This window comes from Brachybacterium subflavum, from assembly GCF_009299795.1.
GTDB lineage: Bacteria > Actinomycetota > Actinomycetes > Actinomycetales > Dermabacteraceae > Brachybacterium > Brachybacterium subflavum.
Genome location: NZ_VIGP01000004.1, coordinates 442622 through 464515, shown reverse-complemented (window position 1 = coordinate 464515; position 21894 = coordinate 442622). Strand labels below are relative to the sequence as shown.

Genomic DNA, 21894 nt, shown 5'->3' with positions numbered 1-21894 from the left:
GGCGCCGCGACGGTCGGCCCTGATCCGGGACGACCCGATCGAGCGCCGTCACGGCTCACCGCGCCCGACGTCGACCACGGTCGAACGGGAGACGTACGTGCCCTCGCCGATGTACCGGCCGTCGAGATCGTCCTGGAGCGCGGACAGGACGGGGTCGGAGGCGGTGTGCTCCTGGATCGATCCGTAGTAGAAGGCGTCCGGGGACCCGCTCTCGAAGGACTCGTGGTTCACCCCGATCCCGCGGACACCGTCGCTCGCATGCTGCGTGCTCCCGGGCAGCATCACCTCGTGCACGTTCGGCGCGCTCAGGGAGCCGCCTCCCATCTGGGCGCCCTGCAGGTCCAGCTCCGCGATCGGATCGCCCGAGTACTCGAGGTCCGGACGGTGCGACGCGCCGAGGGAGAGGTGGGGGTCCAGGCCGACGGGGCCGTGCGCCACGTTGACCACCTGGGTCGAGTCCTGGGACGGGATCACCGTCTGCACCGGGGAGCCCGCCGAGAAGCTGTGCGTCACGTTGAAGGTGCCCTCCGCGCCGCACGCGCTGTTGAAGCTCGGGTCCGCCGCGAGGTGCGAGGTGATGATCCCGCCCTGCGAATGGCCGACGAGCATGACGTCGGCCCCGGCGGGGACGTCGGCGGCCTTCATCGCCGCGCGCACGTCGTTCATCGCGGCGGGATCCTGGCCCGCGACGAGCCGCAGGTTCGAGCCCCAGTCCCGGGAGTTGCCCGTCTGCCCGTAGGCGCCGGAGAGGTCCTGGACGTCGGGGCCCTCGGTGGGCGGCACCTGCACGATGTACACGGGATCGCCGCCGGACGCGCCGCGCACCTCCTGCACCCCGATCTGACCGGTCGCGAGGGCGCCGGAGGGCTCCGCGCCGCGGCCCTTCATCCGCAGGGCGTCGTTGCCGATGAGGAGGTCGCCCAGATCCTGCGGGCTCGCCGACGGCGCGTCGTCGACCCGCACATCGGAGACGATGCCGCCGGGACGGTCGTCCAGGAAGGCGGTGTCCTGATCGTGGTCGGAGCCCGCCTCGAAGGTCACGGCACCGGCGGAGCCGAGCGTCACGAGCCCGGAGGCTCCGAGCTCTGCATACGTGGGAGCCCGCTCGCCTGCGGCCCAGTCCTCGAGGATCCCCCCGAACCGGTCGCCGTCCCGCCGCAGCTGGCCGATGGCGTCGCTGCGTCGCCCGGAGCGGTCCAGCCCCCACTCGAGGACGTCGAGACCCGAGCCCCAGCCCCGCCCGATCGCATCCGAGACCGAGTGGGCGGTGCCGGAGAGGAGCTGCTCGCCGGGATGCTCCAGCCAGTCGGCGAGGAACGGGTTGTCGTCCCGCAGGTACCCCTGGCGCATGCCGGACGACGGCGCGTCCGGGATCCCCGAGACGGACCCCGAGGCCCCGGGCGCGCAGACGCCCACCGCATCCGGCTCCGCGCCGCCCCCACCGCCCCGGGCGCTCGAGGCCGCGTCCTGGTCGTCCGCCTGCGCGGCGGCTTCCTCGCCTCGAGAGGCGAGCGCCGCGGATGCGGCCCGGAAGGCGTCGAGGGAGAGCAGGGCCCACAGGGAGCGGAAGGCCTCCGCGTCCGGTCCGCTCCATGCTGTCCCCACGATCGCTGCGTCCAGACGCATCTGCCATGCCTCGAGCCGATCGGCGGCGCCGCGAAGCTGATCGGCATGGTCGCGCACCTGTGCGGTGTCCATGCCGCAGAAGCCGGTCATCGTCCCGCTCCCGCGACCCCCGTGCCCGCCGTCGCCCACCGTCTCGCCCGTGGTGCCGCCAGCTCCTCGACCATGTCCCCCTCCTCGCCCGCCGGTCGCCCGCGGACGGTCCCCGCGGCGCATGGCGATCACGCTAGGAAGACGGCGCTGCCGCCACCACGGCCCGCAGCCCGTTGTGGATGGGCGCACGATGGGGAGGACCCATGAGGGCGTTCCCCGGGGCGCGCTCGTAGACTGGAGGGCGGCCGTCCCACGTCACCCCGCCCCACCCCGTCCCGAGGAGCCGCAGTGCCACGTCCGTCCCGTCCGGAGCTCGGCCCCCAGCTGCGCGAGGTCTACGCGGCGCTCCTCGAGCGCGCGCCCGAGAACCGCATCGAGCCCGACCTGAGCCGCATCCGCCGGGTCATGGAGCTGATGGGGGACCCCCAGGACTCCTACCGCTCCATCCGCATCGCCGGCACCAACGGCAAGACCACGACCGCGCGCATCGCCGAGGCGATCCTGCGCGCCGCCGGTCTGCGCACCGGCCGCACCACGAGCCCCCACCTGCACTCCCCGGCCGAGCGCATCGCGATCGACGGGGTCCCCGTCGACGAGGAGACCTTCGTCCAGGCCTACCAGGACGTCGAGCCCTTCGCGCTGATGGTCGACGAGGAGTCCCGTGCGGCAGGCGGCCCGCCCCTGACCTACTTCGAGTACCTCACCGCGATGGCCTACCAGGCGTTCGCCTCCGCGCCCGTCGACGTCGCCGTCGTGGAGACCGGCATGGGCGGCACCTGGGACGCGACCGGCGTCGTCGATCCCGACGTCGCCGTCATCGCGCCCATCGGCTTCGACCACCAGGAGTACCTGGGCGAGACCATCGAGGAGATCGCGGGGGAGAAGGCCGGGATCCTCACCTCCCGCGCGCTCGCCGTGATCGCCGAGCAGAGCGAGCCCGGGGCCTTCGACGTGATCCGCGAGCGCCTGCTCGCCCTCGGCGCCGAGGCCGCGATCGAGGGCGACCAGATCGGCGTGCTCTCGCGCACCCCCGGCGTCGGCGGGCAGCTCGTGACCTTCCAGGGCATCGCCGGCCGCTATGAGGACGTGTTCCTGCCGCTGCTCGGCGAGCACCAGGCTCACAACGCCCTGCTCGCGATCGCCGCCTGCGAGGCGCTGCTGGGCGGTGGCGAGCAGGTGCTCGGCGCCGAGCTGCTCGCCGAGGGCCTCCAGGCCGTCACCTCCCCGGGCCGCGCCGAGGTGGTGCGCCAGGCGCCGACGGTCCTCGTGGACGCCGCCCACAACCCCGCGGGCGCCGAGGCGCTGGTCGCGACCGTCCGGGAGAACTTCCGCTTCACGCGCACCATCGGCCTGGTGGGGATCCTGCAGGAGAAGGACGCCGAGCAGCTGCTCGCGACCCTCGAGCCGCTGCTGGACACCGTGGTCATCACGCAGTCCTCCTCGCCGCGCGCGATCCCCGCGGACCGCCTCGCCGACGTCGCGCGCGACGTCTTCGAGGACGAGGACCGCGTCATCGAGTCCGCCTCCCTGCCCGATGCGATCCAGCGGGCCGTGGACCTCGCGGAGGCCTCCGGCGACCAGTTCGGCGGCGTGGTCGCCGCGGGCTCCGTGACCCTCGCCGCCGAGGTCCGCGACCTCCTCGGCGTCGCCGAGGAGGCGTGAGCATGGCCCTGCGCCTCACCCCGTCCCAGCGCCCCCACGGGGCGCAGCGCATGTTCAGCTCCACGACGCTCACCGTCGAGGCGCTCATCGTCTTCTTCGCGGCGCTCGTCTCCCACCAGCTGAATCCCGAGGACCGCGTCCCCGTGTGGACGATCTCCCTGATCAGCGCCGTGCTCCTGCTCGCCTGCGCGGGCATGCTGAAGAAGCGCGCCTGGCCGTACGCGCTCGGCGCCGTGCTGCAGATCCCGATCCTGCTGCTGGGGCTGTGGGTGAGCGCCATGTGGATCGTGGGCGTCCTGTTCGCCGTGCTCTACGTGTACGGCGTGCTCAAGGGGCATGCGCTGGACCGGGAGAAGGACGCGGTCGACGCCCGCTACTGGGCCGCCCATCCCGAGCAGGCGGACACCTCGGGGTCCTGATCCCCCGGCCGAGGGCGTGCCGAGGGCGGGTCGAGGGCGGTGAGGCGCCGTGCGGGCACGACAGATACAGTGCCCTGCATGACCGAACGCACTCTGATCCTGCTCAAGCCCGACGCCGTCGAGCGCGGCCTGCGCGGCGAGATCCTCCGCCGGCTCGAGGCCAAGGGGTACGGCATCGTCGCCCTCGACCAGCGCGTGGCCGATGCCGACACCCTCGCCGCCCACTACGCCGAGCACGAGGGCAAGCCCTTCTACGGCCCTCTGGTGGAGTACATGGGCTCGGGCCCGCTCGTCGCCGTCGTCGCCGAGGGCGAGGGCGTCATCGCCGGCTTCCGCTCGCTCGCCGGCGCCACCAACCCGACCGCGGCGGCGCCCGGCTCGATCCGCGGCGACCTCGCCCGCGAGTGGGACGCCCCGGTGATCCAGAACCTCGTGCACGGCTCCGACTCCGTCGAGTCCGCGACCCGCGAGATCGGGATCTGGTTCCCCGCGCTCAGCTGAGCCCGCTCCGGGCAGACGACCGGCCGACGGCCCCGCTCCCGCCCTCCCGGGCCGGGGGAGCGGGGCCGTCGCGCGTCTGTTCTGTGAGCAAGGCGACACGCGGTCGTCCTCTCGGATGATGGAAGCGGACGCCCCTCCCGCTGAGAATGAACCCATGGGCATCGTCATGATCGTCTTCCTCCTCTTCGCCGTCCTCGTGGGGGCGCTCGTCCTCGTGCTGACCGCGCTGAGCTCGCGCGCCGTCGAGCGCGCCGAGGACGGCACCGTGCTGCGCGGCTCCTCCCGCACCCGCCGCGACGCCTGAACGCGCGGTCCGCGCCTCCCGCCGTCCCGCCTACACTGGGCGAGGCCTGCGCCGACCGGCGCCGTTCGACCCGGAGGTGACCTGTGGACCCCAATGACATCCTCGCCGCCCTCGCCGGCACCGGCGGCGGCATCGTCGTCATCGGCGCCGGAGCCTGGGCATGGGTGCGCAGCCGGCGTCGACGCGGCCAGGGCGGGGACCGGGACGCCCAGGGCCGCCAGGAGTCCCAGGGCAGCGGCCCCGCCGATCGCTCCGGCGGCTCGACCGCGACGGCGCAGAAGCCCCGCGCCGACCGGCCCGCGGCCCCGACCTGGGGGGACACCCTCTCCAAGCCGTCCTCGCCGTCCGCCCCCGCGACGCCCACGGCCGGCAGCGCCTCCGCGCGCGCCGCCCACCCCTCGAACCCCGTCATCCCCGGCACCGAGCCGGGCCGCACCGCGACGCCCGACTCCGCGTCGACCAGCGCCTCGCCGTCGGCCCCGACCGATGCCCCCGGGGCCACGGAGGCCCCCGGGACCGCCGGGACGTCCGCCGAGCTGCCCGAGACCGACGCCCAGGCGCCCGCGGACGCCCAGGGCGCCGAGACCGCGCCGCCGCTGGAGACCCCCGAGCCCGCCGGCAGCCGCATGGAGCGCCTGCGCGACCGGCTCGCACGCTCCGGATCGCTCGGCCGTGGCCTGCTGGGACTGCTCACGAGCGGCACCATCGACGAGAGCACCTGGGACGAGATCGAGGAGACGCTGCTGCTGGCCGACCTCGGCCCCGACGCGACCGACGAGCTCATGGAGAACCTGCGCCGCCGGATCCAGGTCATCAGCACCGACGACCCCGCGCAGATCCGCGAGGCGCTGCGCGCCGAGCTGCTCGCCCTCGTCGACCCGAGCCTGGACCGCCGCCTGGCCGCGACCCGCCGCGAGGCGCCCGACGGCACCGAGGTCCCGTCGGTCGCCCTGATGGTCGGCGTCAACGGCACCGGCAAGACCACGACCGTCGGCAAGCTCGCCCGCGTGCTCGTCGCCGAGGACCGCAGCGTCGTCCTCGGCGCGGCCGACACCTTCCGCGCCGCCGCCGCCGACCAGCTCGCCACCTGGGGCTCCCGCGTGGGCGTGGACACCGTGCGCTCGGACCGCGACGGCGCCGACCCCGCCTCCGTCGCCTTCGACGCCGTCGCCGAGGGCATCGCGCAGGAGGCCGACGTCGTCATCATCGACACCGCCGGACGCCTGCAGAACAAGAAGGGCCTCATGGACGAGCTCGGCAAGGTGCGCCGGGTCGCCGAGAAGGCCCTGCACGGCGACAGCGTCGCCGAGGTGCTGCTCGTGCTGGACGCGACCACCGGCCAGAACGGCATGCAGCAGGCGAAGGTCTTCTCCGAGGTCGTCGACGTCACCGGCATCGTGCTGACCAAGCTCGACGGCACCGCCAAGGGCGGCATCGTCGTCAACGTGCAGCGCGCGCTCGGCGTCCCGGTGAAGATGGTCGGCCTCGGGGAGGGCATGGACGACCTCGCCCCCTTCGACCCGCACGGCTTCGTCGACGCCCTCCTGGAGGCCTGAGCCCGCTCCGGTCCGCGGCCGCTCCCTGCCCTCCAGCCCCGTCCACGCCCCGGACCCGAGGTCACGAAAAGATCACGGCGGGCTCTGGGGAGGTGCCAGGCGACCTTCTCGCCGCACGATGTGACCACGATCCTCCCGGGTCGCGCCGGGCCCGTGGCCCGGCCCCTCCGAGCCAGGACACCGACATGGCCTTCACCCTCGACACAGGAGCCACAGCGTGGCTGTTGGTGAGCGCATCCCTCGTGCTGCTCATGACGCCCGCCCTCGCCTTCTTCTACGGCGGCATGGTGCGCGCGCGCACCGTGCTCAACATGATGCTGATGTCCTTCGCCGCCCTCGGCGTCGGCGCGATCGTGTGGACACTCGTCGGGTACTCGATCGCCTTCGGGGACGACACCGCCGGTCTCTTCGGCAACCCGTTCCAGTTCTTCGGTCTGCACGGGGAGGACGGACAATCCCTCCTGGCCGACTCCGGAGTCCCCTTCCTCGTCGCCGCAGGGTTCCAGATGACCTTCGCGATCATCACGGTGGCGCTGATCTCCGGCGCGATAGCCGACCGCGTGCGCTTCGGGACCTGGATCGCTTTCAGCGCGATCTGGATCATCCTCTGCTACGCGCCCATGGCGCACATGGTGTGGGGCGGCGGGCTGCTCTCGGCCGACGGCCCCTTCGCCGGGATCGCTGAGCCCATCGACTTCGCGGGCGGCACGGTCGTGCACATCAACGCCGGCACGGCCGGTTTCGTCCTCGCGCTGATCGTCGGCAAGCGGCTGGGGTGGCGCAAGGACCCGATGAAGCCGCACAGCCTGCCGCTGGTCATGCTCGGTGCCGCACTGCTCTGGTTCGGCTGGTTCGGCTTCAACGCGGGGTCGGCCGGAACGGCGGACGCCTCGGCCGGGCTCGCCTGGGTGAACACCACGGTCGCGACTGCTGCGGCGATGCTCGGCTGGATGATCACGGAGAAGATCCGGGACAAGAACGTCACCAGCCTGGGGGCGGCCTCGGGCGTGGTCGCGGGCCTGGTGGCGATCACGCCGGCGGCCGGATCCGTGAGCCCGGTCGGCTCGATCGTGCTGGGTGCGGTCGCCGGCATCGTCTGCGCGCTGGCAGTGGGGCTCAAGTACCGCCTCGGTCTCGACGACTCGCTCGACGTCGTCGGAGTCCACCTCGTCGGAGGTCTCGTGGGCACGGTGCTCATCGGTCTCCTGGCCACTGACAGCGGCCTCTTCTACGGTGGCGGCGTGCGCCAGCTGCTGGTCCAGATCGTGATCGCCGTCGCCGCTGTGATCTTCTCCGCCGTGGTGACGACCATCATCGCCCTGGTACTGAAGGCGCTGATGGGTTGGAGGATCAGCGACGAGGACGAGCTCGCCGGGATCGATGTCACCCACCATGCGGAGACGGGATGGGACCTCATGGGGGGCTTCGGTTCCCGTCGGGCGGCGAGCCCGGTGCAGGGAGCCGGAGGACCCGCCGGGTCTGCCATCCCGTCCCCGGCCGGTGAGACCATGCCGATGCATGCCCCAGCGCCCGATCAGGGTCCGGACAGCTCCTCCCAGGAGCACGACGAGGCACCCCGGTCCGCCCAGCCCGCCACCACAGGAGAGCCCCGATGAAGCTCATCACCGCCATCGTCCAGCCGCACGCGCTCAACGACGTCGCCGACGCCCTGCGCGAGTACGGGATCGCAGGGATGACCGTCACCGAGGTCGCGGGCTACGGCCGCCAGGGCGGCCACACCGAGGTCTACCGCGGCGCCGAGTACCGCATCGACCAGATCCCGAAGTCCCGCATCGAGATCGTCCTGCCCGACGAGAGCGCCGCCGAGGCCGTGGACCTCATCGTGCGCACCGCCCGCAGCGGGCGCATCGGGGACGGCAAGGTCTGGGTGACCGACGTGGTCGACGTGGTGCGCGTGCGCACGGGGGAGCGGGGCGCGGATGCCATCTGAGCCGCTGCCCGGCAGGCGTCTCACCCACGTCCTGCACGCGGGCTTCGCGGACCAGCAGGCCGGCCCCTCCCGGCGCCGCGAGCACGCCGTCCTGGTGGACGAGTGGCTCGGCGAGCTCTGGGAGGCGGCCGGCCCGCCGGCGTCCGGCGCCGCCCTCGCCGCGATCGGCTCCCTGGGCCGCCTCGACCTGGGGCCGATGAGCGACCTCGACCTGATCCTGCTCGTGGATCGCGAGCAGGTCGATGAGGAGGAGGCCTCGCGCCTGGCCGCGGGCCTGTGGTACCCGATCTGGGACTCGGGGACGTCGCTGGACCACGCCGTGCGCAGCCCCTCCGAGTGCGCCGAGGTGGCCCGCGAGGACCTGCGCGCCGCGATCTCGCTGCTGGACCTGCGGCCGGTCGTCGGCGATGTCGCGCTCGTGGACGAGTCCGCCGCGCGCGTGCGCGCCCAGTGGCGCCGCGACGCCCGGCGCTTCACCGAGGACATGATCCGCATCGCCGAGGACCGGGAGGGCCGCTACGGCCAGCTCGCCCACTCCACCGAGCCCAATCTCAAGTCCGACCGCGGCGGCCTGCGCGACGCCGTCGTGATCCGTGCTTTCGCCGAGTCCTGGCTCGCCGACCACGACCACCGCGTGCTCGAGGAGGCCTCCGGCGTGCTGCTGGACGCCCGCGACGCCCTGCAGACCGTCACCGGGCGCAGCACCACACGGCTGGCCCGCGCCGACCAGGACTCCGTCGCCGCCCTCACCGGACACGACACCGCCGACGACCATCTCGCCGCCCTCGCCGACGCCTCTCGCGCGGTCGCCTGGCAGCTGCACCGCACCGTGCGCGCGGCCCGCGCCGCCGCGGCGCCCGGCGGGCGCGGCACCCGGGGCCTGGGCGCCGACCGCCGCCCCGTCCTCACCCGCCACCCGCACGGGGTGATCGTCCAGGCCGACGAGATCTCGATCGACCCGCGCGTCACCGACCCCCTGCGGGATCTCGCCGCGGTGCGGCTCGCCGCGACCACCGGCATGCCGCTCAGCGATGCCACCCTCACCCGCCTCGCCGCCGGCTCGGCGCGCGCCTCGCTGAGCTCCCTGCAGCGCGACGTGCTCGTGGATGCGCTGGCCGGGGAGCACATCGGCGCCGCCTACGAGGCGCTCGACGTCCACGGGGCCTTCGGCCGCTGGATCGCCGGCTGGGACGGGGTGCGCAATCGCCCCCAGCGCTCCCCGGTGCACCGCTTCACGGTGGACCGCCACCAGATCGAGACCGTCCGCGAGGCCCAGGCGATGCTGGGCGCCGTGGACAGGCCCGACATCCTGCTGGTCGCCGCCCTCCTGCACGATCTCGGCAAGCGAGCGGGCAGCCGGGACCACGCGGCTGAGGGGGCGCCGCTCGCCCGCGCCGCCGCCCTGCGCCTCGGCTTCGACGCGAGGGACGCCGACCTCGTGGAGCTGCTCGTGCGCGAGCACCTCACGCTCGTCGAGCTCGCGACCGGGCGCGACCTCTCGGACGCGAGCACCCTCGAGGCGCTGCTGCAGGCCGTCGACCGCGACCTGCCGACGCTCGAGCTGCTGCGCGCCCTGACTGAGGCCGACGCCCGCGCGGCCGGTCCCGCCGCCTGGTCGTCCTGGCGCTCCCAGCTCGTCGACCACCTCACAGCGCAGGCCCGCGACGCCCTCACCGGCACGCCTCGGGCCCCGCGCGATCTGCTCGCGCCGCAGCGGGCCGTCCAGGAGGCCGTGCGCGAGGCCGTGGTGCGTTCCGGCTCCGCCCAGGTGCTCTACCCGGCGCCGACCGACGAGGAGCCCATCACCCAGGTGTGCCTCGGAGCGCCCGACGGGCCCGGTGTCTTCGCCGCCCAGGCGCGCGTCCTCGCCCGGCACCGGATGGACGTGCGCAGCGCCGTCGTGCTCACCCTCGACGGCGTCGCCGTGAACACCTGGTGGATGACGGGCCGTCCGTCGGACCAGCCGCATCCGACCGCGCTGCGCACGGCTCTCGAGCGGGAGCTGCAGCGCCGGGAGGATCCGGCCGCGCGCGTCCTCGACGTCGACCCCGGCGCCCCGCCGCGCACCGCCGAGGACGCCCCCGTGGTGACCCTCCTCCCCGGGGCCTCGAGCGAGGCGACCGTGGTGCAGGTCAATGCGCGCAACCGCCCGAGCCTGCTCGCGGACGTCGCCGAGATGATCACCCTGCACCGCCTGCACGTGCGCAGCGCCCACGTGATGACCCTCGGCCAGCGCGCCGTGGACGTCCTCTACCTTACCGACGCGCGCGGGCGACCGCTCGAGGCGCCGATGGTGGGCCGCGTCATCGCCGCGCTCATGGACGCCGCCGCGACCTGAGGGGCGCGCGCGTCCGGGCTCTGAGGGTGAGGTGGGCCGCGCCGGGGCCTCCCGGCCAGGATCCGCTCCGGGCGCCTGACTACACTGGGGCGGTCCGTCCGAGCAAGGGGAAGCCGCTTTCGTGTTCAACAACCTCTCCGACCGCATCACCGCGTCCCTCAAGGGGCTGCGAGGCCATGGCCGTCTGAGCGAGGCGGACGTCGACAAGACGATCCGCGAGATCCGCCGCGCGCTGCTCGACGCCGATGTCGCCGTCCCGGTCGTCCGGGACTTCACCGGCAGGGTGCGCGAGCGCGCCCTGGGCGAGGAGGTCTCGAAGGCCCTGAACCCCGCCCAGCAGGTCGTCAAGATCGTCAACGACGAGCTGGTGTCCGTCCTCGGCGGCGCCACCGGTGAGCTGACCTGGGCGAAGAACCCGCCCACGGTCATCATGCTCGCGGGCCTCCAGGGCGCCGGCAAGACCACTCTCGCGGGCAAGCTCTCGAAGTGGATGAAGGACCAGGGGCACACACCGATGCTGGTCGCGGCCGACCTCCAGCGTCCCAACGCCGTGAACCAGCTGCAGATCGTCGGCGAGCGCGCCGGCGTCCCGGTGTTCGCCCCCGAGCCTGGCAACGGCGTGGGCGACCCGGTGCAGGTCGCCCTCAACGGCGTCTCCACCGCGCAGTTCCAGCAGCACGACGTCGTCATCGTCGACACCGCCGGCCGCCTGGGCGTCGACGAGGAGATGATGCAGCAGGCGCGCGACATCCGCGACGCCGTGCACCCCGACGACACCCTCTTCGTGGTCGACGCGATGATCGGCCAGGACGCCGCGCGCGTCGCCGAGGCGTTCCGCGACGGCGTCGGCTTCACCGGCGTGGTCCTGTCCAAGCTCGACGGCGACGCCCGCGGCGGCGCCGCGCTCTCGATCACGGGCGTCACCCAGCGCCCGATCCTCTTCGCCTCCACCGGCGAGCAGCTGGGCGACTTCGAGCGCTTCCACCCCGACCGCATGGCCGGGCGCATCCTCGACATGGGCGACGTGCTCACCCTCATCGAGCAGGCCGAGCGCACCTTCGACCAGGCCGAGGCCGAGAAGACCGCGAAGAAGCTCCAGAGCGGCCAGGACCTCACCCTCGACGACTTCCTGGGCCTCATGCAGCAGGTCAAGAAGATGGGAAGTCTCAAGAAGATGCTCGGCATGATGCCGAACATGGGGCAGTTCCGCGACCAGCTCGACAGCTTCGACGACAGCCAGCTGGGCCGCATCGAGGCGATCATCCACTCGATGACCCCCGCCGAGCGCTCCGACCCCAAGCTCATCAACGGCTCGCGCCGCTCCCGCATCGCCAAGGGGTCCGGCTCGACCGTGCAGCAGGTGAACCAGCTGCTCGAGAACTTCAAGAACGCCCAGCAGGCCATGCGCTCGATGGGCCGCGGCGGCGGCGGAGGCATGCCCGGCATGCCGGGGATGCCCGGCATGGGCGGGGGCAAGAAGTCCCGCGGCCGCATGCAGGCGCCGGCGAAGAAGGGCAAGAAGTCGAAGTCGAAGAACCCGGCGAAGGCGGCCCGCGAGGAGGCCGAGGCCGCGCGCCGCGCCGCCGAGGAGCCCGAGAGCACCGGCTCGGCCTTCGGTCCGGGCGCCGGATCGGGCAGCGCCTCCGACCTCTCGGACATCGATCCCTCGCAGCTGCCCGCGGAGATGCAGAAGCTCTTCGGCCGCGGGCGCTGAGCCCGGCGGCGGGCAGCGCCGGGTCGCTCAGCCCCGGGTCGCTCAGTCCCGGAGGGCCTCGACGAGCTGGTCGAGGGTGGACTCCCATCCCTGCCGGTAGTTCTCGGGGAGGGAGTCCTCCTCCCACGGTCCCGTGTGCCGCACGCGCAGCCGGGTGCTCGCGGCGCCCTGGGCCTCGTCGCCCTGCTCCGCGCCGCCCTCGGGCTCGAGCCTGAGGTCGATCGCCTCGTCGGCCGCGGTGGCGCTCGGCTCGGACCACGCCCATGTCGCGGCGAGGCGGGCGGGGCGCTCGGCCACCAGGCGCTCGAGGCCCAGGGTCGTGGCGATCCGCGGGGCGGTGATCCGCACCGCGCCGCGCTCGCCGTCGAGCTCGATCTCGACGTCGTCCCAGTGGCGCCACCACCAGGAGGCGAGCCCCTCGCGCGTGGTGAGCGCCTCCCACACCCGCTCGGGGGAGGCGGGCAGCGTGCGCTCGATCTCGGCGGGGCGCTGCGTCATCAGGTGCCAGCGCTCGGCGGCGGCGGTCTCGATCGCCGCATCGTCCTCCGCCTCGGCCGCCTCGCAGCCGAGCTCGCGGGCGAGAGCCTGGAGGATCTGCTCCCACCCGCCGCCGTACCCCTCGACGTGATCGGGCTCGGTGAGGGAGTGTCGCACCCAGACCTCGCTGTCCCCGCCGCCGCTCCCGGGACGCACCCGCGCGTGCAGGACGCTCTCGCGCTCTCCCTGCCAGGACCAGGTGGCCGCCAGATGGTCCGGGTCCAGCAGCAGGAGCCGACCGACGGCCGCGTCGGACGCCTCGTCGCCCAGTCTCAGCTCGAAGGCGTCCCCCGCCGCGGTCGGATCGCCCTCGAGGTCGCCCAGCCAGCGCGCGCGCCGCTCGGGATCGGCGAGGGCCTCGCGCACGGCCGCCGGTGCGGCGGGGACGCGGCGGAGCAGCACCAGCTCGGGGGACTCCGCCGTCCCCAGCAGGTAGCGGGAGGTCGGATGGGTGCCCATGGGTGCTCCTTCGACGATGGCGAGTGATGCAGGGCACATCCAGTGAAGCACTCCGGGGTCTCGAACGACAGCCCTCGCCCTCGCGGGGCCCCTCCGCTCGATAGCCTCGGGGCATGCGCACCGATGCCCCTTCCGTCCGCGCCGCCCGCGAGTCCTTCGCCGCTGGCCGACGGCCCGCCGCCGACGGCCCCGCCTACGACCGCGCCGAGGCGACGGGCTCACCTGTCCTGCACCTGACCGGCCCGATCCTGCTCGGGCCCGAGCAGGAGGTCGCAGAGGCCTGGGTGGCGGGCGGCCGCATCCACCACGAGAAGCCGGACCTCCCCGCCGGGACCGGGATCGAGCAGATCGACGGCTTCGTGCTGCCCGGTCTCGCGGATCTCCACTGCCACGTGGGCATCAGCGACGAGGGCACGGCGACGGGGCTCGAGGGCGCGCGCGCCCAGGCCCGCGTCGACCGCGACACCGGCGTGCTGCTCATCCGCGACGCCGGCTCCATCACCGACACCGCGCCCCTGCAGCGCGAGGCCGATCTGCCCCGCATCGTCCGGGCCGGACGGCACGTCGCCCGCACCCGGCGCTACCTCAAGGGGTACGCGCACGAGGTCGACCCCGAGGACCTGCCCGCGACCGTCGCGGCGGAGGCCGAGCGCGGCGACGGCTGGGTGAAGCTCGTCGGCGACTGGATCGACCGGCAGGCCGGGGACCTCACGCCGACCTGGTCGGCCGACGAGTTCCGGGCCGCCGCCGAGGCCGCGCACGCCCACGGCGCCCGCATCACCACCCACACCTTCGACGAGGAGACCCTCCCTCTGGCCCTCGACGCCGGATTCGACTGCCTGGAGCACGCGACCGGTCTCACGGGCGACACCATCGCCCGCGCCGCCGAGGCGGGCGTGCCCGTGGTGACCACGCTCGTGAACGTCGACGAGTTCGAGACCTACGCGAGCCAGGGCGAGCGCAAGTTCCCCGACTACGCGGCGCACATGCGGCGCCTGCGCGCACGCCGGTTCGAGCGCACCCGCGACGCCCACGACGCCGGCGTCCAGCTGCTCACCGGCACGGACGCCGGGGGAGTGCTGGGCCACGGCATCATCCACGACGAGCTCGACGAGCTCGCCGCCTGCGGGCTCGATCCGCTCGCGATCCTCCAGGCCGCCTCCTGGGGGCCGCGCGCGTTCCTCGGCGCGCCCGGCCTCGAGGACGGCGCCCCTGCCGATCTCCTCGTGGTGCCCGAGGATCCCCGCCGCGACCACCGCGCGCTGCGGGGTCCCGCGCGCATCGTGCTCGGCGGCGCGATCATCCGCTGACGGGGGAGGCACCCTCCGCCGTCCTTCTGTCCTTCCGTCCTTCCGTCCTTCCCTCTCTCCACCCGTCTCGCACCTCACCGGGAGAACCCTATGACCGTCGACCCCTCCGGCTCCTCCGACGCCGCCTCCTGCGACGCCGACGTCGTCGCGCTGCTCACCGGGGCGCGCTTCGCGCGGGTCAAGGCCTTCGGGTCCGGCTACGACTGCGAGGAGGTCGACCAGTACCTCGACCGCCTCGCGCGGGAGGTCGGCTCGTCCGGGCGTCGGCGCGACCTCGAGCTGCTCGGCGGGATCGCCGACGTGCGCTTCACCCCGCGCATGTCCGGCGTCCGCTACGCGATGGACGACGTCGACGACTTCCTGGACTCCCGGGCCGCTCCCGCCGTCGCCGCCGTGGTGGCGCGGACGCAGGGGGCGAGCGCCCGGATCGCCGAGGACTCCGCGACGGGCGCGATCGCGGCCGAGCTGCAGGGCTCGCGCTTCGCCGCGGCGCGCCGCGGCGACCGCTACGACATGGACGGGATCGACCAGCTCCTGGACCGGGCCTTCGAGGCGCTCACGGCCGAGGGCGACGAGCACGACCGCGCGGACGCCGCCCTGCAGGTGCTCCTGTCCGGACAGCCCGTCGCCGTCGGCCGCCTGCGCGAGGGATATCGCAGCGCGGACGTGGACGGCTTCCTCCGCGGCATCGTCGAGCGGCTGCGCGTGATCTGAGCCCGGCGCGCCCCATCCGACGGGCGGCCGCCGTGATGCCCGTCGCCCTCGCGGCGCAGGACTGGCCGAAGGCCGCCCCGCGTCGCACAATGAATTGGTGCACCAAGCATTGGTGCGCAAGGCGCTGACGTCAACGGAGGGCACATGGACAGGCCTCGCGGCACCGACTCCTTCTCCTGGCTGTACCGCACCGGGTTCCGGACGAGCTATATCCTGCTGCACATCATGGGGCCGGCCACGCTCGACGCGGCCATCGACCCCCGCGCCCGGCGCAAGCGCGAGTACCTGCGCCGACGCGACCTGCATCGGCAGTGGCGCGAGAGCAGGCGGACGGATGAGCGGACGGACCAGCAGGAGGGAACCTCGGCGTGAGCAGGACCCGAGCGGACGCGGGAGCGGAGTGCGAGAGTGCGCGCGAGGACATCGACCCCCTCGCGCTGGAGAGCCAGGTGTGCTTCGCCATCACGCGCGCGTCCCGCGGGATCGTCGCGGCGTACCGGCCCGTGCTCGAACCCCTGCGACTGACGCATCCGCAGTACCTGGTCATGCTCGCCCTGTGGCAGGAGTCCCCGCTCTCCCTGAAGGAGCTGAGCTCCCGGCTCGCGCTGGACCCCGGAACCCTGTCGCCCCTGGTGAAGAGGCTCGAGGCCACCGGCTACCTCGAGCGGACCCGCGCCTCGGAGGACGAGCGCTCACTCGCGATCGTGCTCACCGACAGCGGCCGCGTCCTGCGCGAGCGCGCGAAGGCCGTCCCCGGCATCATGCGGGAGCGCCTGGGCATGGACGAGGCCGAGGTGCAGGCGCTGCACGCCGGGATGATGAAGGTCGTCGAGCTCGCGGCGCGGTCCGAGCAGGCCGCGCCCGCGGAGATCTGACGCCCGCCCGACGGGCGGCGCGCCGCTGCGCGCGGACGGCGGCCACGGCCCTGTAGCGTCGGCGCATGCACTCCGAGGACGCAGCGCACCCCTCCCCACGCCCCGCAGATCGCCCCGACGCGCCCTCGACGTCGGGGACGCCCACCGCCGTCGACGCGGCCCCGGAGGCCTCCGGGCCCGCCCGTTGGCGGATCATCGGACCCGGCCTCGTCGTCGCCGCGACCGGCATCGGCGCGGGCGACCTCGTGGCGACCCTCGTCGCCGGCTCCCGCTACGGCTACGCCCTGCTGTGGGCCGCGGTCGCCGGCGTCGTCATCAAGATCTTCCTCGTCGAGGGCGCGGGCCGCTGGACGCTGGCCACCGGGCACTCCATCTTCGAGGGCTGGCGGCGCGTGGGCCGCTGGACCTCCTGGTACTTCGGGCCCTACATCATGGTCTGGGGCTTCGTGTACGGGGCGACGGCGATGAGCGCCTCCGCGCTGCCGATCGCCGCGCTCGTCCCGCAGCTGCCCGTGATCGGGGACATCGGCCTGTTCGCCCACATGCCCCTGGCCGTCTACGCGGCCTTCTCCGGCCTGGTCGGCGCGGCGCTCGTGTGGCTCGGCCGCTACCACGCCCTCGAGAAGGTCGTCGCGGTGCTGGTCGGCATCATGTTCGTGACCGTCGTCGGCGCGGCCGTCGTCACCCTGCCGAACATCCCGGACATCCTGGGAGGCCTGGTCCCGCGGATCCCCGAGGGCGGCCTCTGGTACACCCTCAGCATCGCGGGCGGCGTGGGCGGCACCATCACGCTCGCCGCCTACGGCTACTGGCTCACCGAGAAGGGCTGGTCCACCCCGCGCTGGATGCGCGTGATGCGGATCGACAACGCGATGGCCTACGTCATCTCCGGCATCTTCGTGGTCGCGATGCTCGTCGTCGGCGCCGAGCTGCTGTACTCCAGCGGCATCGCGATCGGCGAGGAGGACCGCGGGCTGCTCGACCTCGCGGACGTGCTCGCCTCCCGCTACGGCACCGCGATGAGCTGGATCTTCCTCCTGGGCTTCTGGGCCTCGTCGTTCTCCTCCGTGCTGGGCGTGTGGAACGGCGTCTCCATCATGTTCGCCGACTTCTGGGGCAGCGCCCGCAAGCTCCCCGAGGACCACCCCAAGCGCAGGATCGGCGGCACCTACTACCGCTTCTTCATCCTCTGGCTGACGTTCCCGCCGATGCTCCTGCTGCTGCTCGGCAAGCCCGTGCAGGTGATCGTGGCCTACGGCGTGCTGGGGTCGCTGTTCATGCCCTTCCTCGCGATCACGCTGCTGGTGCTCATGAACTCCCGCCACATGCCCGAGCGCTGGCGCAACGGCTGGGTGCTCAACGCGATCCTGGGGATCGTCGCCATCGTGTTCATCGCGCTCGGCGGCAATCAACTGGTGGGCGCGATCGCCGGGGCGTGAGGCCGGGGAGGGGGCATGTGCCTCGGGGCACACGCCCTCGCCTGGCGAGGGCCCGTCGGGCCTGGCATAATCGACCCCTGTATGCGCGCCGACCGGCCCTCTACCCGTCTTCGCGCGACACCCCGAGACGCGTCAGCGCCCGCATGACCCCACAGGCTGCGGCGCGGCTCACCCGAACATCGCCGAAGGAGTCCACACTCGTGGCCGTCAAGATCCGTCTCAAGCGCATGGGCAAGATCCGTGCACCGTTCTACCGCATCGTCGTGGCCGACTCGCGCAAGAAGCGCGACGGCGCCGTGATCGAGGAGATCGGCAAGTACCACCCCACCGAGCAGCCCTCGTTCATCGAGGTCCAGTCCGAGCGTGCGCAGTACTGGCTCGGCGTGGGCGCGCAGCCCACCGAGCAGGTCGCCGCGATCCTCAAGGTCACCGGCGACTGGCAGAAGTTCACCGGCGAGGGCGACGCCGCCGGCTCCCTGCAGGGCGCCGGGTCCAAGCAGTCCGCCGAGGACCTCATCGCCGAGGCCGACAAGGCCGCCGCCGCGTCCCGCGAGGGCGCGAAGAAGGCCAAGGACGCGGACGCGGCCGAGCAGCCCGAGGGCCAGGACGTCGAGCCCGGCTCCGAGGAGGCTCCCGCCGAGGGGGAGACCACCGCCGAGGCCGACGCCGCCGCCGACGACGCGAAGTCCGACGAGGCCTGAGATGAGCGCGCGCGCTGAGGCTCTCGACCACCTGGTCCGCGGCATCGTCGACAGCCCCGACGACGTCCGCGTCACCGAGAAGGACACCCGGCGCGGCCCGCTCCTCGAGGTGCGCGTCAGCCCCGAGGACCTGGGGCGCGTGATCGGCCGCTCGGGCCGCACGGCCCGCGCCCTGCGCACCGTCACCGGAGCGATCTCCGAGGACGACGTGCGGGTGGACATCGTCGATGTCGACCGGCGCTGAGCAGAGCGCATCTCGCACCGCACACGGAGGCGGCACCGGTCACCGGTGCCGCCTCCGTCGCGTCACGGCCCGTCGGCCCCACTCCCACCGGCAGAAAGCGATCCCATGAACGCACTGGACGTCACCGTCGCGACCATCGGCAAGGCCCACGGCCTCAAGGGCGAGGTCGCGCTGGTCCTGCGCACCGACCAGCCCGAGGAGCGTCTCGCCACGGGCACCGCCTTCAGCGCCGCGACGAGCGCCGGCGAGCGGGACCTCACGATCGCCGCCACCCGCATCCAGCAGGGACGCTGGTACGCGCGCTTCTCCGAGGTCGCGAGCCGCACCGACGCCGAGTCCCTGCGGGGGGTCGAGCTGACCCTCGCCGTGGACACCGCGGTCGAGGCCGAGGAGGACCCGGAGGCCTGGTACCCCTCCGAGCTCAAGGGCCTCGCCGTCCGCCATGTCGACGGACGCCAGCTGGGCACCGTCATCGATCTCGAGCACTACCCGGCCCAGGACCTGCTCATCGTGCGCTCCGCCGAGGGCCGCCGCGTCATGCTGCCCTTCGTCGAGGAGCTCGTGCCCGAGGTCGACGTGGAGGCCGGCACGGTGATCGCCGACCCGCCCGGGGGCCTCTTCGAGCCGTCGGGCGAGGACGAGCCGGGAACCGGGGCCTGAGCCGTGCGCATCGACGCGATCACCATCTTCCCCGAGTACCTCCAGGCCCTCGACCTCTCCCTCATCGGGAAGGCCGCGCGCGACGGCCTGATCTCCGTGCACCGCCACGACCTGAGGACCTGGACCCACGACCGCCACCGCACGGTCGACGACTCGCCGCTGGGCGGGGGCGCCGGCATGGTGATGAAGCCCGAGCCATGGGCCGAGGCCCTCGCCGCCGTGATCGCCGAGGGCCGCGACGAGCTCGGAGCCGACGCCCGCCCGCTCATCGTCTTCCCGAACCCGGCGGGGCGGGTGTTCCGACAGGACCTCGCCCAGGAGTGGTCCGCGCGCGAGTGGATCGTCTTCGCGTGCGGGCGCTACGAGGGCATCGACGAGCGGGTCTACGAGCACCTGGCCGACGAGGGGCACGAGGTCGCCCTGGTCTCCCTCGGCGACTACGTGCTGAACGGGGGAGAGGTCGCCGTGCTCGCCCTCACCGAGGCGATCGTGCGCCTGGTCCCCGGCGTCGTCGGGAACGCGGCGTCTCTGGTGGAGGAGTCCCATTCCGACGGGATGCTCGAATATCCCCTGTACACGCGGCCGGCGCGCTGGACGGAACCGTCCGGCGCCGTGCGCGAGGCCCCCGAGGTCCTGCTCTCCGGCGATCACGGGAGGATCGCTGCCTGGCGCGCCGAGCGCTCGGCCGAGCGCACGCGGCAGCGCCGCCCCGACCTCTGGGACGCCCGGGGCTGACCTCCTTCCGCCGCCCGTCCCGCCGTCTCGGCGTGATCTGCGCCGGGCAGGATTGCCGGGGCGCTCGCGCTGCTGGCAGAATGACCCGCTGTGTGCACGCCGCGCACCGCTCTGCCCCAGGGGAGCGATGCAGGAAGCGGCCGGGCAGGTCCGTCGCGTCGGAAACGCGGCCAGAGGCCCAGCACCACGGAGCGGTGCGACTCCTCGCGAGCGTCGCCGCACCGGAACGTCACGGTTCACCATGCAGGGGCTCAGGTCCCTTCGAGAACCCCGTCCGACCTGGGGCGAACGGCAGGAGAGAACGATGCAGAAGCTCGATGCGATCGATCAGGCGCAGCTGCGGGACGACATCCCCGATTTCCGCGCCGGCGACAACGTCAAGGTCCACGTGAAGGTCGTCGAGGGCAACCGCTCCCGCGTGCAGGTCTTCCAGGGCTACGTCATCGCCCGTCAGGGCGACGGCATCCGCGAGACCTTCCGCGTGCGCAAGGTGTCCTTCGGCGTCGGCGTGGAGCGCGTGTTCCCCGTCCACGCCCCCACGATCGACAAGATCGAGGTGGTCACCCGCGGTGACGTCCGCCGCGCGAAGCTGTACTACCTGCGCAACCTCACGGGCAAGAAGGCCCGCATCAAGGAGAAGCGCGACCACTCCTGAGCGTGCCCAGCACCTCGTCGACGCGGCGGCGGCCACTCCTGGTGGCCGCCGCCGCGTGCGTGGTCCTGCTGCTGGTCGTCGCGTTCGGCGTGCGCCAGTTCGTCGCCGCGCCCTTCCGCGTGCCCAGCGGCTCGATGGAGCCGACGCTGCGCTCGGGCGACGTGATCCTCGCCGACCGCACCGGCTCCGCCGCGGTGCATCGCGGCGAGCTCGTCGTCTTCGACGGCTCGGGCTACTTCCCGAAGGACGGCGCGATCTCGCGCTACTGGGTCAAGCGCGTGGTGGCCGTGGGCGGTGACAGCATCCGCTGCTGCGACGACGGCGGACACCTCGTGCTGAACGGCGAGAGGCTCGAGGAGCCCTACCTCGCACCAGGCACCGACACGAGCACGGTCCGCTTCGACCTCGAGGTCCCCGAGGGGCGCATGTTCGTCCTCGGCGACAACCGGGCGGACTCCACGGATTCCCGCTTCCTGCTCGGGTCGCCCGGCGGGGGCATGATCCCGACCGATCGCGTGATCGGTGAGGCCAGTCGCATTGTCTGGCCCCTGGGAAGAGCCGGCCGACTCGACCGATAGGATCAGCGCGATGAACGAGAAGGCGCCGACCCCCGGGGACCACGATCCCGAGGACCAGGCCGTCCGCGACCAGTCGTCGGAGGGCGCGAGCGCCGGCGGCACAGGGGAGCGCCCCCGCCCCGGCGGGAGCGGCGGCGCGCGCGCCGCACGGCGCCGCGGGTACCGCGGGAGCTGGCTCGACTACGCGGTGACCATGCTGGTCGCCCTGATCATCGCCGTGCTCGTCAAGACCTTCCTCATCCAGCCGTTCTTCATCCCCTCGGACTCGATGAACCCGACGCTGGTCCAGAACGACAAGATCCTGGTCTCGAAGCTGAGCCCCGGGGTCTTCGACCTCCATCGCGGCGACGTCGTCGTCTTCGAGGACACCCAGAACTGGATGGAGAGCGAGACGGGGGCGGACCAGTCCTCACGCTATCGCCTGCTGACGGTGCTCAGCTGGGTGGGCCTGGCCCCCGATCCCTCCCAGAACCACCTGGTCAAGCGCCTGATCGGCCTGCCTGGTGATCACGTGGAGTGCGTCGAGGGTGGGGACCTCACGGTGAACGGCGAGACCCTCGACGAGCCCTACATCAATCCCCAGACCCCCGCCTGCCAGACCTCCTTCGACGTCACGGTCCCGAAGGACAAGCTCTGGGTCATGGGCGACAACCGCTTCGACTCCGCGGACTCCTCGTACCACTACTCGCAGGGCGAGGAGCCCTACGTCGACGAGGACGACGTCACCGGGCGCGCGGTCGCGATCTTCTGGCCCGTGAGCCGCTGGACCGGACTGGGCGACGGGCGCGACGCCTTCGCCTCCGTCCCCGACCCCTCCTGAGGTCGC

General features: G+C 73.3%; 23 protein-coding genes. 21 read left to right on the top strand and 2 right to left on the bottom strand.

Going from position 1 to position 21894, the window contains the following annotated elements; all coding sequences use genetic code 11:
- Positions 1-48: 48 nt before the first annotated feature.
- Complete coding sequence (locus FHG10_RS12355) at positions 49-1716, bottom strand: WXG100 family type VII secretion target (RefSeq protein WP_152353623.1); 1668 nt, start codon at positions 1714-1716, stop codon at positions 49-51.
- A gap of 288 nt (positions 1717-2004) precedes the next feature.
- Between FHG10_RS12355 and FHG10_RS12350 the strand changes: the two genes are divergently transcribed.
- The 9 genes from FHG10_RS12350 (at position 2005) to ffh (ending at position 12161) form a co-directional block, all read left to right on the top strand.
- Positions 2005-3378 carry a bifunctional folylpolyglutamate synthase/dihydrofolate synthase gene (locus tag FHG10_RS12350; protein ID WP_152353622.1) on the top strand — a complete coding sequence of 458 codons (1374 nt, stop codon included), beginning with the start codon at positions 2005-2007 and terminating at the stop codon, positions 3376-3378.
- Between the two features lie 2 nt (positions 3379-3380).
- Positions 3381-3797, top strand: a complete 417-nt coding sequence (locus tag FHG10_RS12345) for a DUF4233 domain-containing protein (protein WP_152353664.1) — start codon at positions 3381-3383, stop codon at positions 3795-3797.
- Positions 3798-3875: 78 nt separating this feature from the next.
- Positions 3876-4298, top strand: coding sequence for a nucleoside-diphosphate kinase (gene ndk / locus FHG10_RS12340; protein WP_152353621.1), 423 nt, complete (start codon positions 3876-3878; stop codon positions 4296-4298).
- A gap of 154 nt (positions 4299-4452) precedes the next feature.
- The gene (locus FHG10_RS18025) at positions 4453-4602 is read left to right on the top strand and encodes a hypothetical protein (RefSeq protein WP_193636296.1); all 150 of its coding nucleotides are present in this window, start codon (positions 4453-4455) and stop codon (positions 4600-4602) included.
- An 83-nt stretch (positions 4603-4685) separates the two neighbouring features.
- Entirely contained in the window at positions 4686-6158 is a 1473-nt protein-coding gene (gene ftsY / locus FHG10_RS12335) for a signal recognition particle-docking protein FtsY (protein WP_152353620.1), read from the top strand.
- Positions 6159-6343: 185 nt separating this feature from the next.
- Entirely contained in the window at positions 6344-7774 is a 1431-nt protein-coding gene (locus FHG10_RS12330; protein WP_152353619.1) for an ammonium transporter, read from the top strand.
- Entirely contained in the window at positions 7771-8109 is a 339-nt protein-coding gene (locus FHG10_RS12325) for a P-II family nitrogen regulator (protein ID WP_152353618.1), read from the top strand. The genes FHG10_RS12330 and FHG10_RS12325 overlap by 4 nt, the downstream gene beginning before the upstream one ends.
- Complete coding sequence (locus tag FHG10_RS12320) at positions 8099-10447, top strand: [protein-PII] uridylyltransferase family protein (protein WP_152353617.1); 2349 nt, start codon at positions 8099-8101, stop codon at positions 10445-10447. The genes FHG10_RS12325 and FHG10_RS12320 overlap by 11 nt, the downstream gene beginning before the upstream one ends.
- A 121-nt stretch (positions 10448-10568) precedes the next feature.
- Positions 10569-12161, top strand: coding sequence for a signal recognition particle protein (gene ffh / locus FHG10_RS12315; RefSeq protein ID WP_152353616.1), 1593 nt, complete (start codon positions 10569-10571; stop codon positions 12159-12161).
- 42 nt (positions 12162-12203) lie between these two features.
- Here ffh and FHG10_RS12310 read toward each other — a convergent pair whose 3' ends face one another.
- On the bottom strand, positions 12204-13157 hold the full coding sequence (locus FHG10_RS12310) for an SRPBCC family protein (protein ID WP_193636295.1): 954 nt from the start codon (positions 13155-13157) through the stop codon (positions 12204-12206).
- A 113-nt stretch (positions 13158-13270) separates the two neighbouring features.
- On the opposite strand from FHG10_RS12310, the gene FHG10_RS12305 reads away from it, so the two are divergent.
- The 12 genes from FHG10_RS12305 to lepB (FHG10_RS12250) all read left to right on the top strand — a co-directional run bounded on the left by FHG10_RS12305 (position 13271) and on the right by lepB (FHG10_RS12250) (position 21888).
- On the top strand, positions 13271-14467 hold the full coding sequence (locus FHG10_RS12305; RefSeq protein WP_152353614.1) for an amidohydrolase family protein: 1197 nt from the start codon (positions 13271-13273) through the stop codon (positions 14465-14467).
- Between the two features lie 90 nt (positions 14468-14557).
- Positions 14558-15181, top strand: a complete 624-nt coding sequence (locus tag FHG10_RS12300; protein WP_152353613.1) for a DivIVA domain-containing protein — start codon at positions 14558-14560, stop codon at positions 15179-15181.
- Between the two features lie 144 nt (positions 15182-15325).
- Positions 15326-15553: a hypothetical protein gene (locus FHG10_RS12295; protein WP_152353612.1), complete on the top strand. Its 228-nt coding sequence runs from the start codon at positions 15326-15328 to the stop codon at positions 15551-15553.
- The gene (locus FHG10_RS12290; protein ID WP_227488220.1) at positions 15550-16056 is read left to right on the top strand and encodes a MarR family winged helix-turn-helix transcriptional regulator; all 507 of its coding nucleotides are present in this window, start codon (positions 15550-15552) and stop codon (positions 16054-16056) included. The genes FHG10_RS12295 and FHG10_RS12290 overlap by 4 nt, the downstream gene beginning before the upstream one ends.
- A 65-nt stretch (positions 16057-16121) precedes the next feature.
- A complete protein-coding gene (locus FHG10_RS12285; protein WP_152353611.1) occupies positions 16122-17495 on the top strand; it encodes an Nramp family divalent metal transporter in 1374 nt (457 codons plus the stop codon).
- 200 nt (positions 17496-17695) lie between these two features.
- Positions 17696-18196: a 30S ribosomal protein S16 gene (rpsP, locus tag FHG10_RS12280; protein ID WP_152353610.1), complete on the top strand. Its 501-nt coding sequence runs from the start codon at positions 17696-17698 to the stop codon at positions 18194-18196.
- A gap of 1 nt (position 18197) precedes the next feature.
- Positions 18198-18440: an RNA-binding protein gene (locus FHG10_RS12275; RefSeq protein WP_152353609.1), complete on the top strand. Its 243-nt coding sequence runs from the start codon at positions 18198-18200 to the stop codon at positions 18438-18440.
- Between the two features lie 105 nt (positions 18441-18545).
- Complete coding sequence (rimM, locus tag FHG10_RS12270; RefSeq protein WP_152353608.1) at positions 18546-19100, top strand: ribosome maturation factor RimM; 555 nt, start codon at positions 18546-18548, stop codon at positions 19098-19100.
- A gap of 3 nt (positions 19101-19103) precedes the next feature.
- On the top strand, positions 19104-19835 hold the full coding sequence (trmD, locus tag FHG10_RS12265; protein ID WP_152353607.1) for a tRNA (guanosine(37)-N1)-methyltransferase TrmD: 732 nt from the start codon (positions 19104-19106) through the stop codon (positions 19833-19835).
- Between the two features lie 304 nt (positions 19836-20139).
- Positions 20140-20490 (top strand): 50S ribosomal protein L19, encoded by a 351-nt coding sequence (rplS, locus tag FHG10_RS12260; protein ID WP_152353606.1) that lies wholly within the window; start codon positions 20140-20142, stop codon positions 20488-20490.
- A gap of 2 nt (positions 20491-20492) precedes the next feature.
- Entirely contained in the window at positions 20493-21068 is a 576-nt protein-coding gene (gene lepB / locus FHG10_RS12255) for a signal peptidase I (RefSeq protein ID WP_227488219.1), read from the top strand.
- A gap of 10 nt (positions 21069-21078) precedes the next feature.
- Complete coding sequence (gene lepB, locus FHG10_RS12250; RefSeq protein WP_152353605.1) at positions 21079-21888, top strand: signal peptidase I; 810 nt, start codon at positions 21079-21081, stop codon at positions 21886-21888.
- Positions 21889-21894 lie beyond the last annotated feature (6 nt).

Coding starts and splice junctions, on each gene's coding strand:
- FHG10_RS12285 (WP_152353611.1), top strand. CDS start 16,122: ATGCACTCCGAGGACGCAGCGCACCCCTCCCCACGCCCCGCAGATCGC.
- FHG10_RS12305 (WP_152353614.1), top strand. CDS start 13,271: ATGCGCACCGATGCCCCTTCCGTCCGCGCCGCCCGCGAGTCCTTCGCC.
- FHG10_RS12295 (WP_152353612.1), top strand. CDS start 15,326: ATGGACAGGCCTCGCGGCACCGACTCCTTCTCCTGGCTGTACCGCACC.
- FHG10_RS12355 (WP_152353623.1), bottom strand. CDS start 1,716: ATGACCGGCTTCTGCGGCATGGACACCGCACAGGTGCGCGACCATGCC.
- FHG10_RS18025 (WP_193636296.1), top strand. CDS start 4,453: ATGGGCATCGTCATGATCGTCTTCCTCCTCTTCGCCGTCCTCGTGGGG.
- lepB (WP_152353605.1), top strand. CDS start 21,079: ATGAACGAGAAGGCGCCGACCCCCGGGGACCACGATCCCGAGGACCAG.
- FHG10_RS12330 (WP_152353619.1), top strand. CDS start 6,344: ATGGCCTTCACCCTCGACACAGGAGCCACAGCGTGGCTGTTGGTGAGC.
- FHG10_RS12325 (WP_152353618.1), top strand. CDS start 7,771: ATGAAGCTCATCACCGCCATCGTCCAGCCGCACGCGCTCAACGACGTC.
- rplS (WP_152353606.1), top strand. CDS start 20,140: ATGCAGAAGCTCGATGCGATCGATCAGGCGCAGCTGCGGGACGACATC.
- FHG10_RS12310 (WP_193636295.1), bottom strand. CDS start 13,157: ATGGGCACCCATCCGACCTCCCGCTACCTGCTGGGGACGGCGGAGTCC.
- FHG10_RS12345 (WP_152353664.1), top strand. CDS start 3,381: ATGGCCCTGCGCCTCACCCCGTCCCAGCGCCCCCACGGGGCGCAGCGC.
- FHG10_RS12275 (WP_152353609.1), top strand. CDS start 18,198: ATGAGCGCGCGCGCTGAGGCTCTCGACCACCTGGTCCGCGGCATCGTC.
- ndk (WP_152353621.1), top strand. CDS start 3,876: ATGACCGAACGCACTCTGATCCTGCTCAAGCCCGACGCCGTCGAGCGC.
- FHG10_RS12300 (WP_152353613.1), top strand. CDS start 14,558: ATGACCGTCGACCCCTCCGGCTCCTCCGACGCCGCCTCCTGCGACGCC.
- rimM (WP_152353608.1), top strand. CDS start 18,546: ATGAACGCACTGGACGTCACCGTCGCGACCATCGGCAAGGCCCACGGC.
- FHG10_RS12320 (WP_152353617.1), top strand. CDS start 8,099: ATGCCATCTGAGCCGCTGCCCGGCAGGCGTCTCACCCACGTCCTGCAC.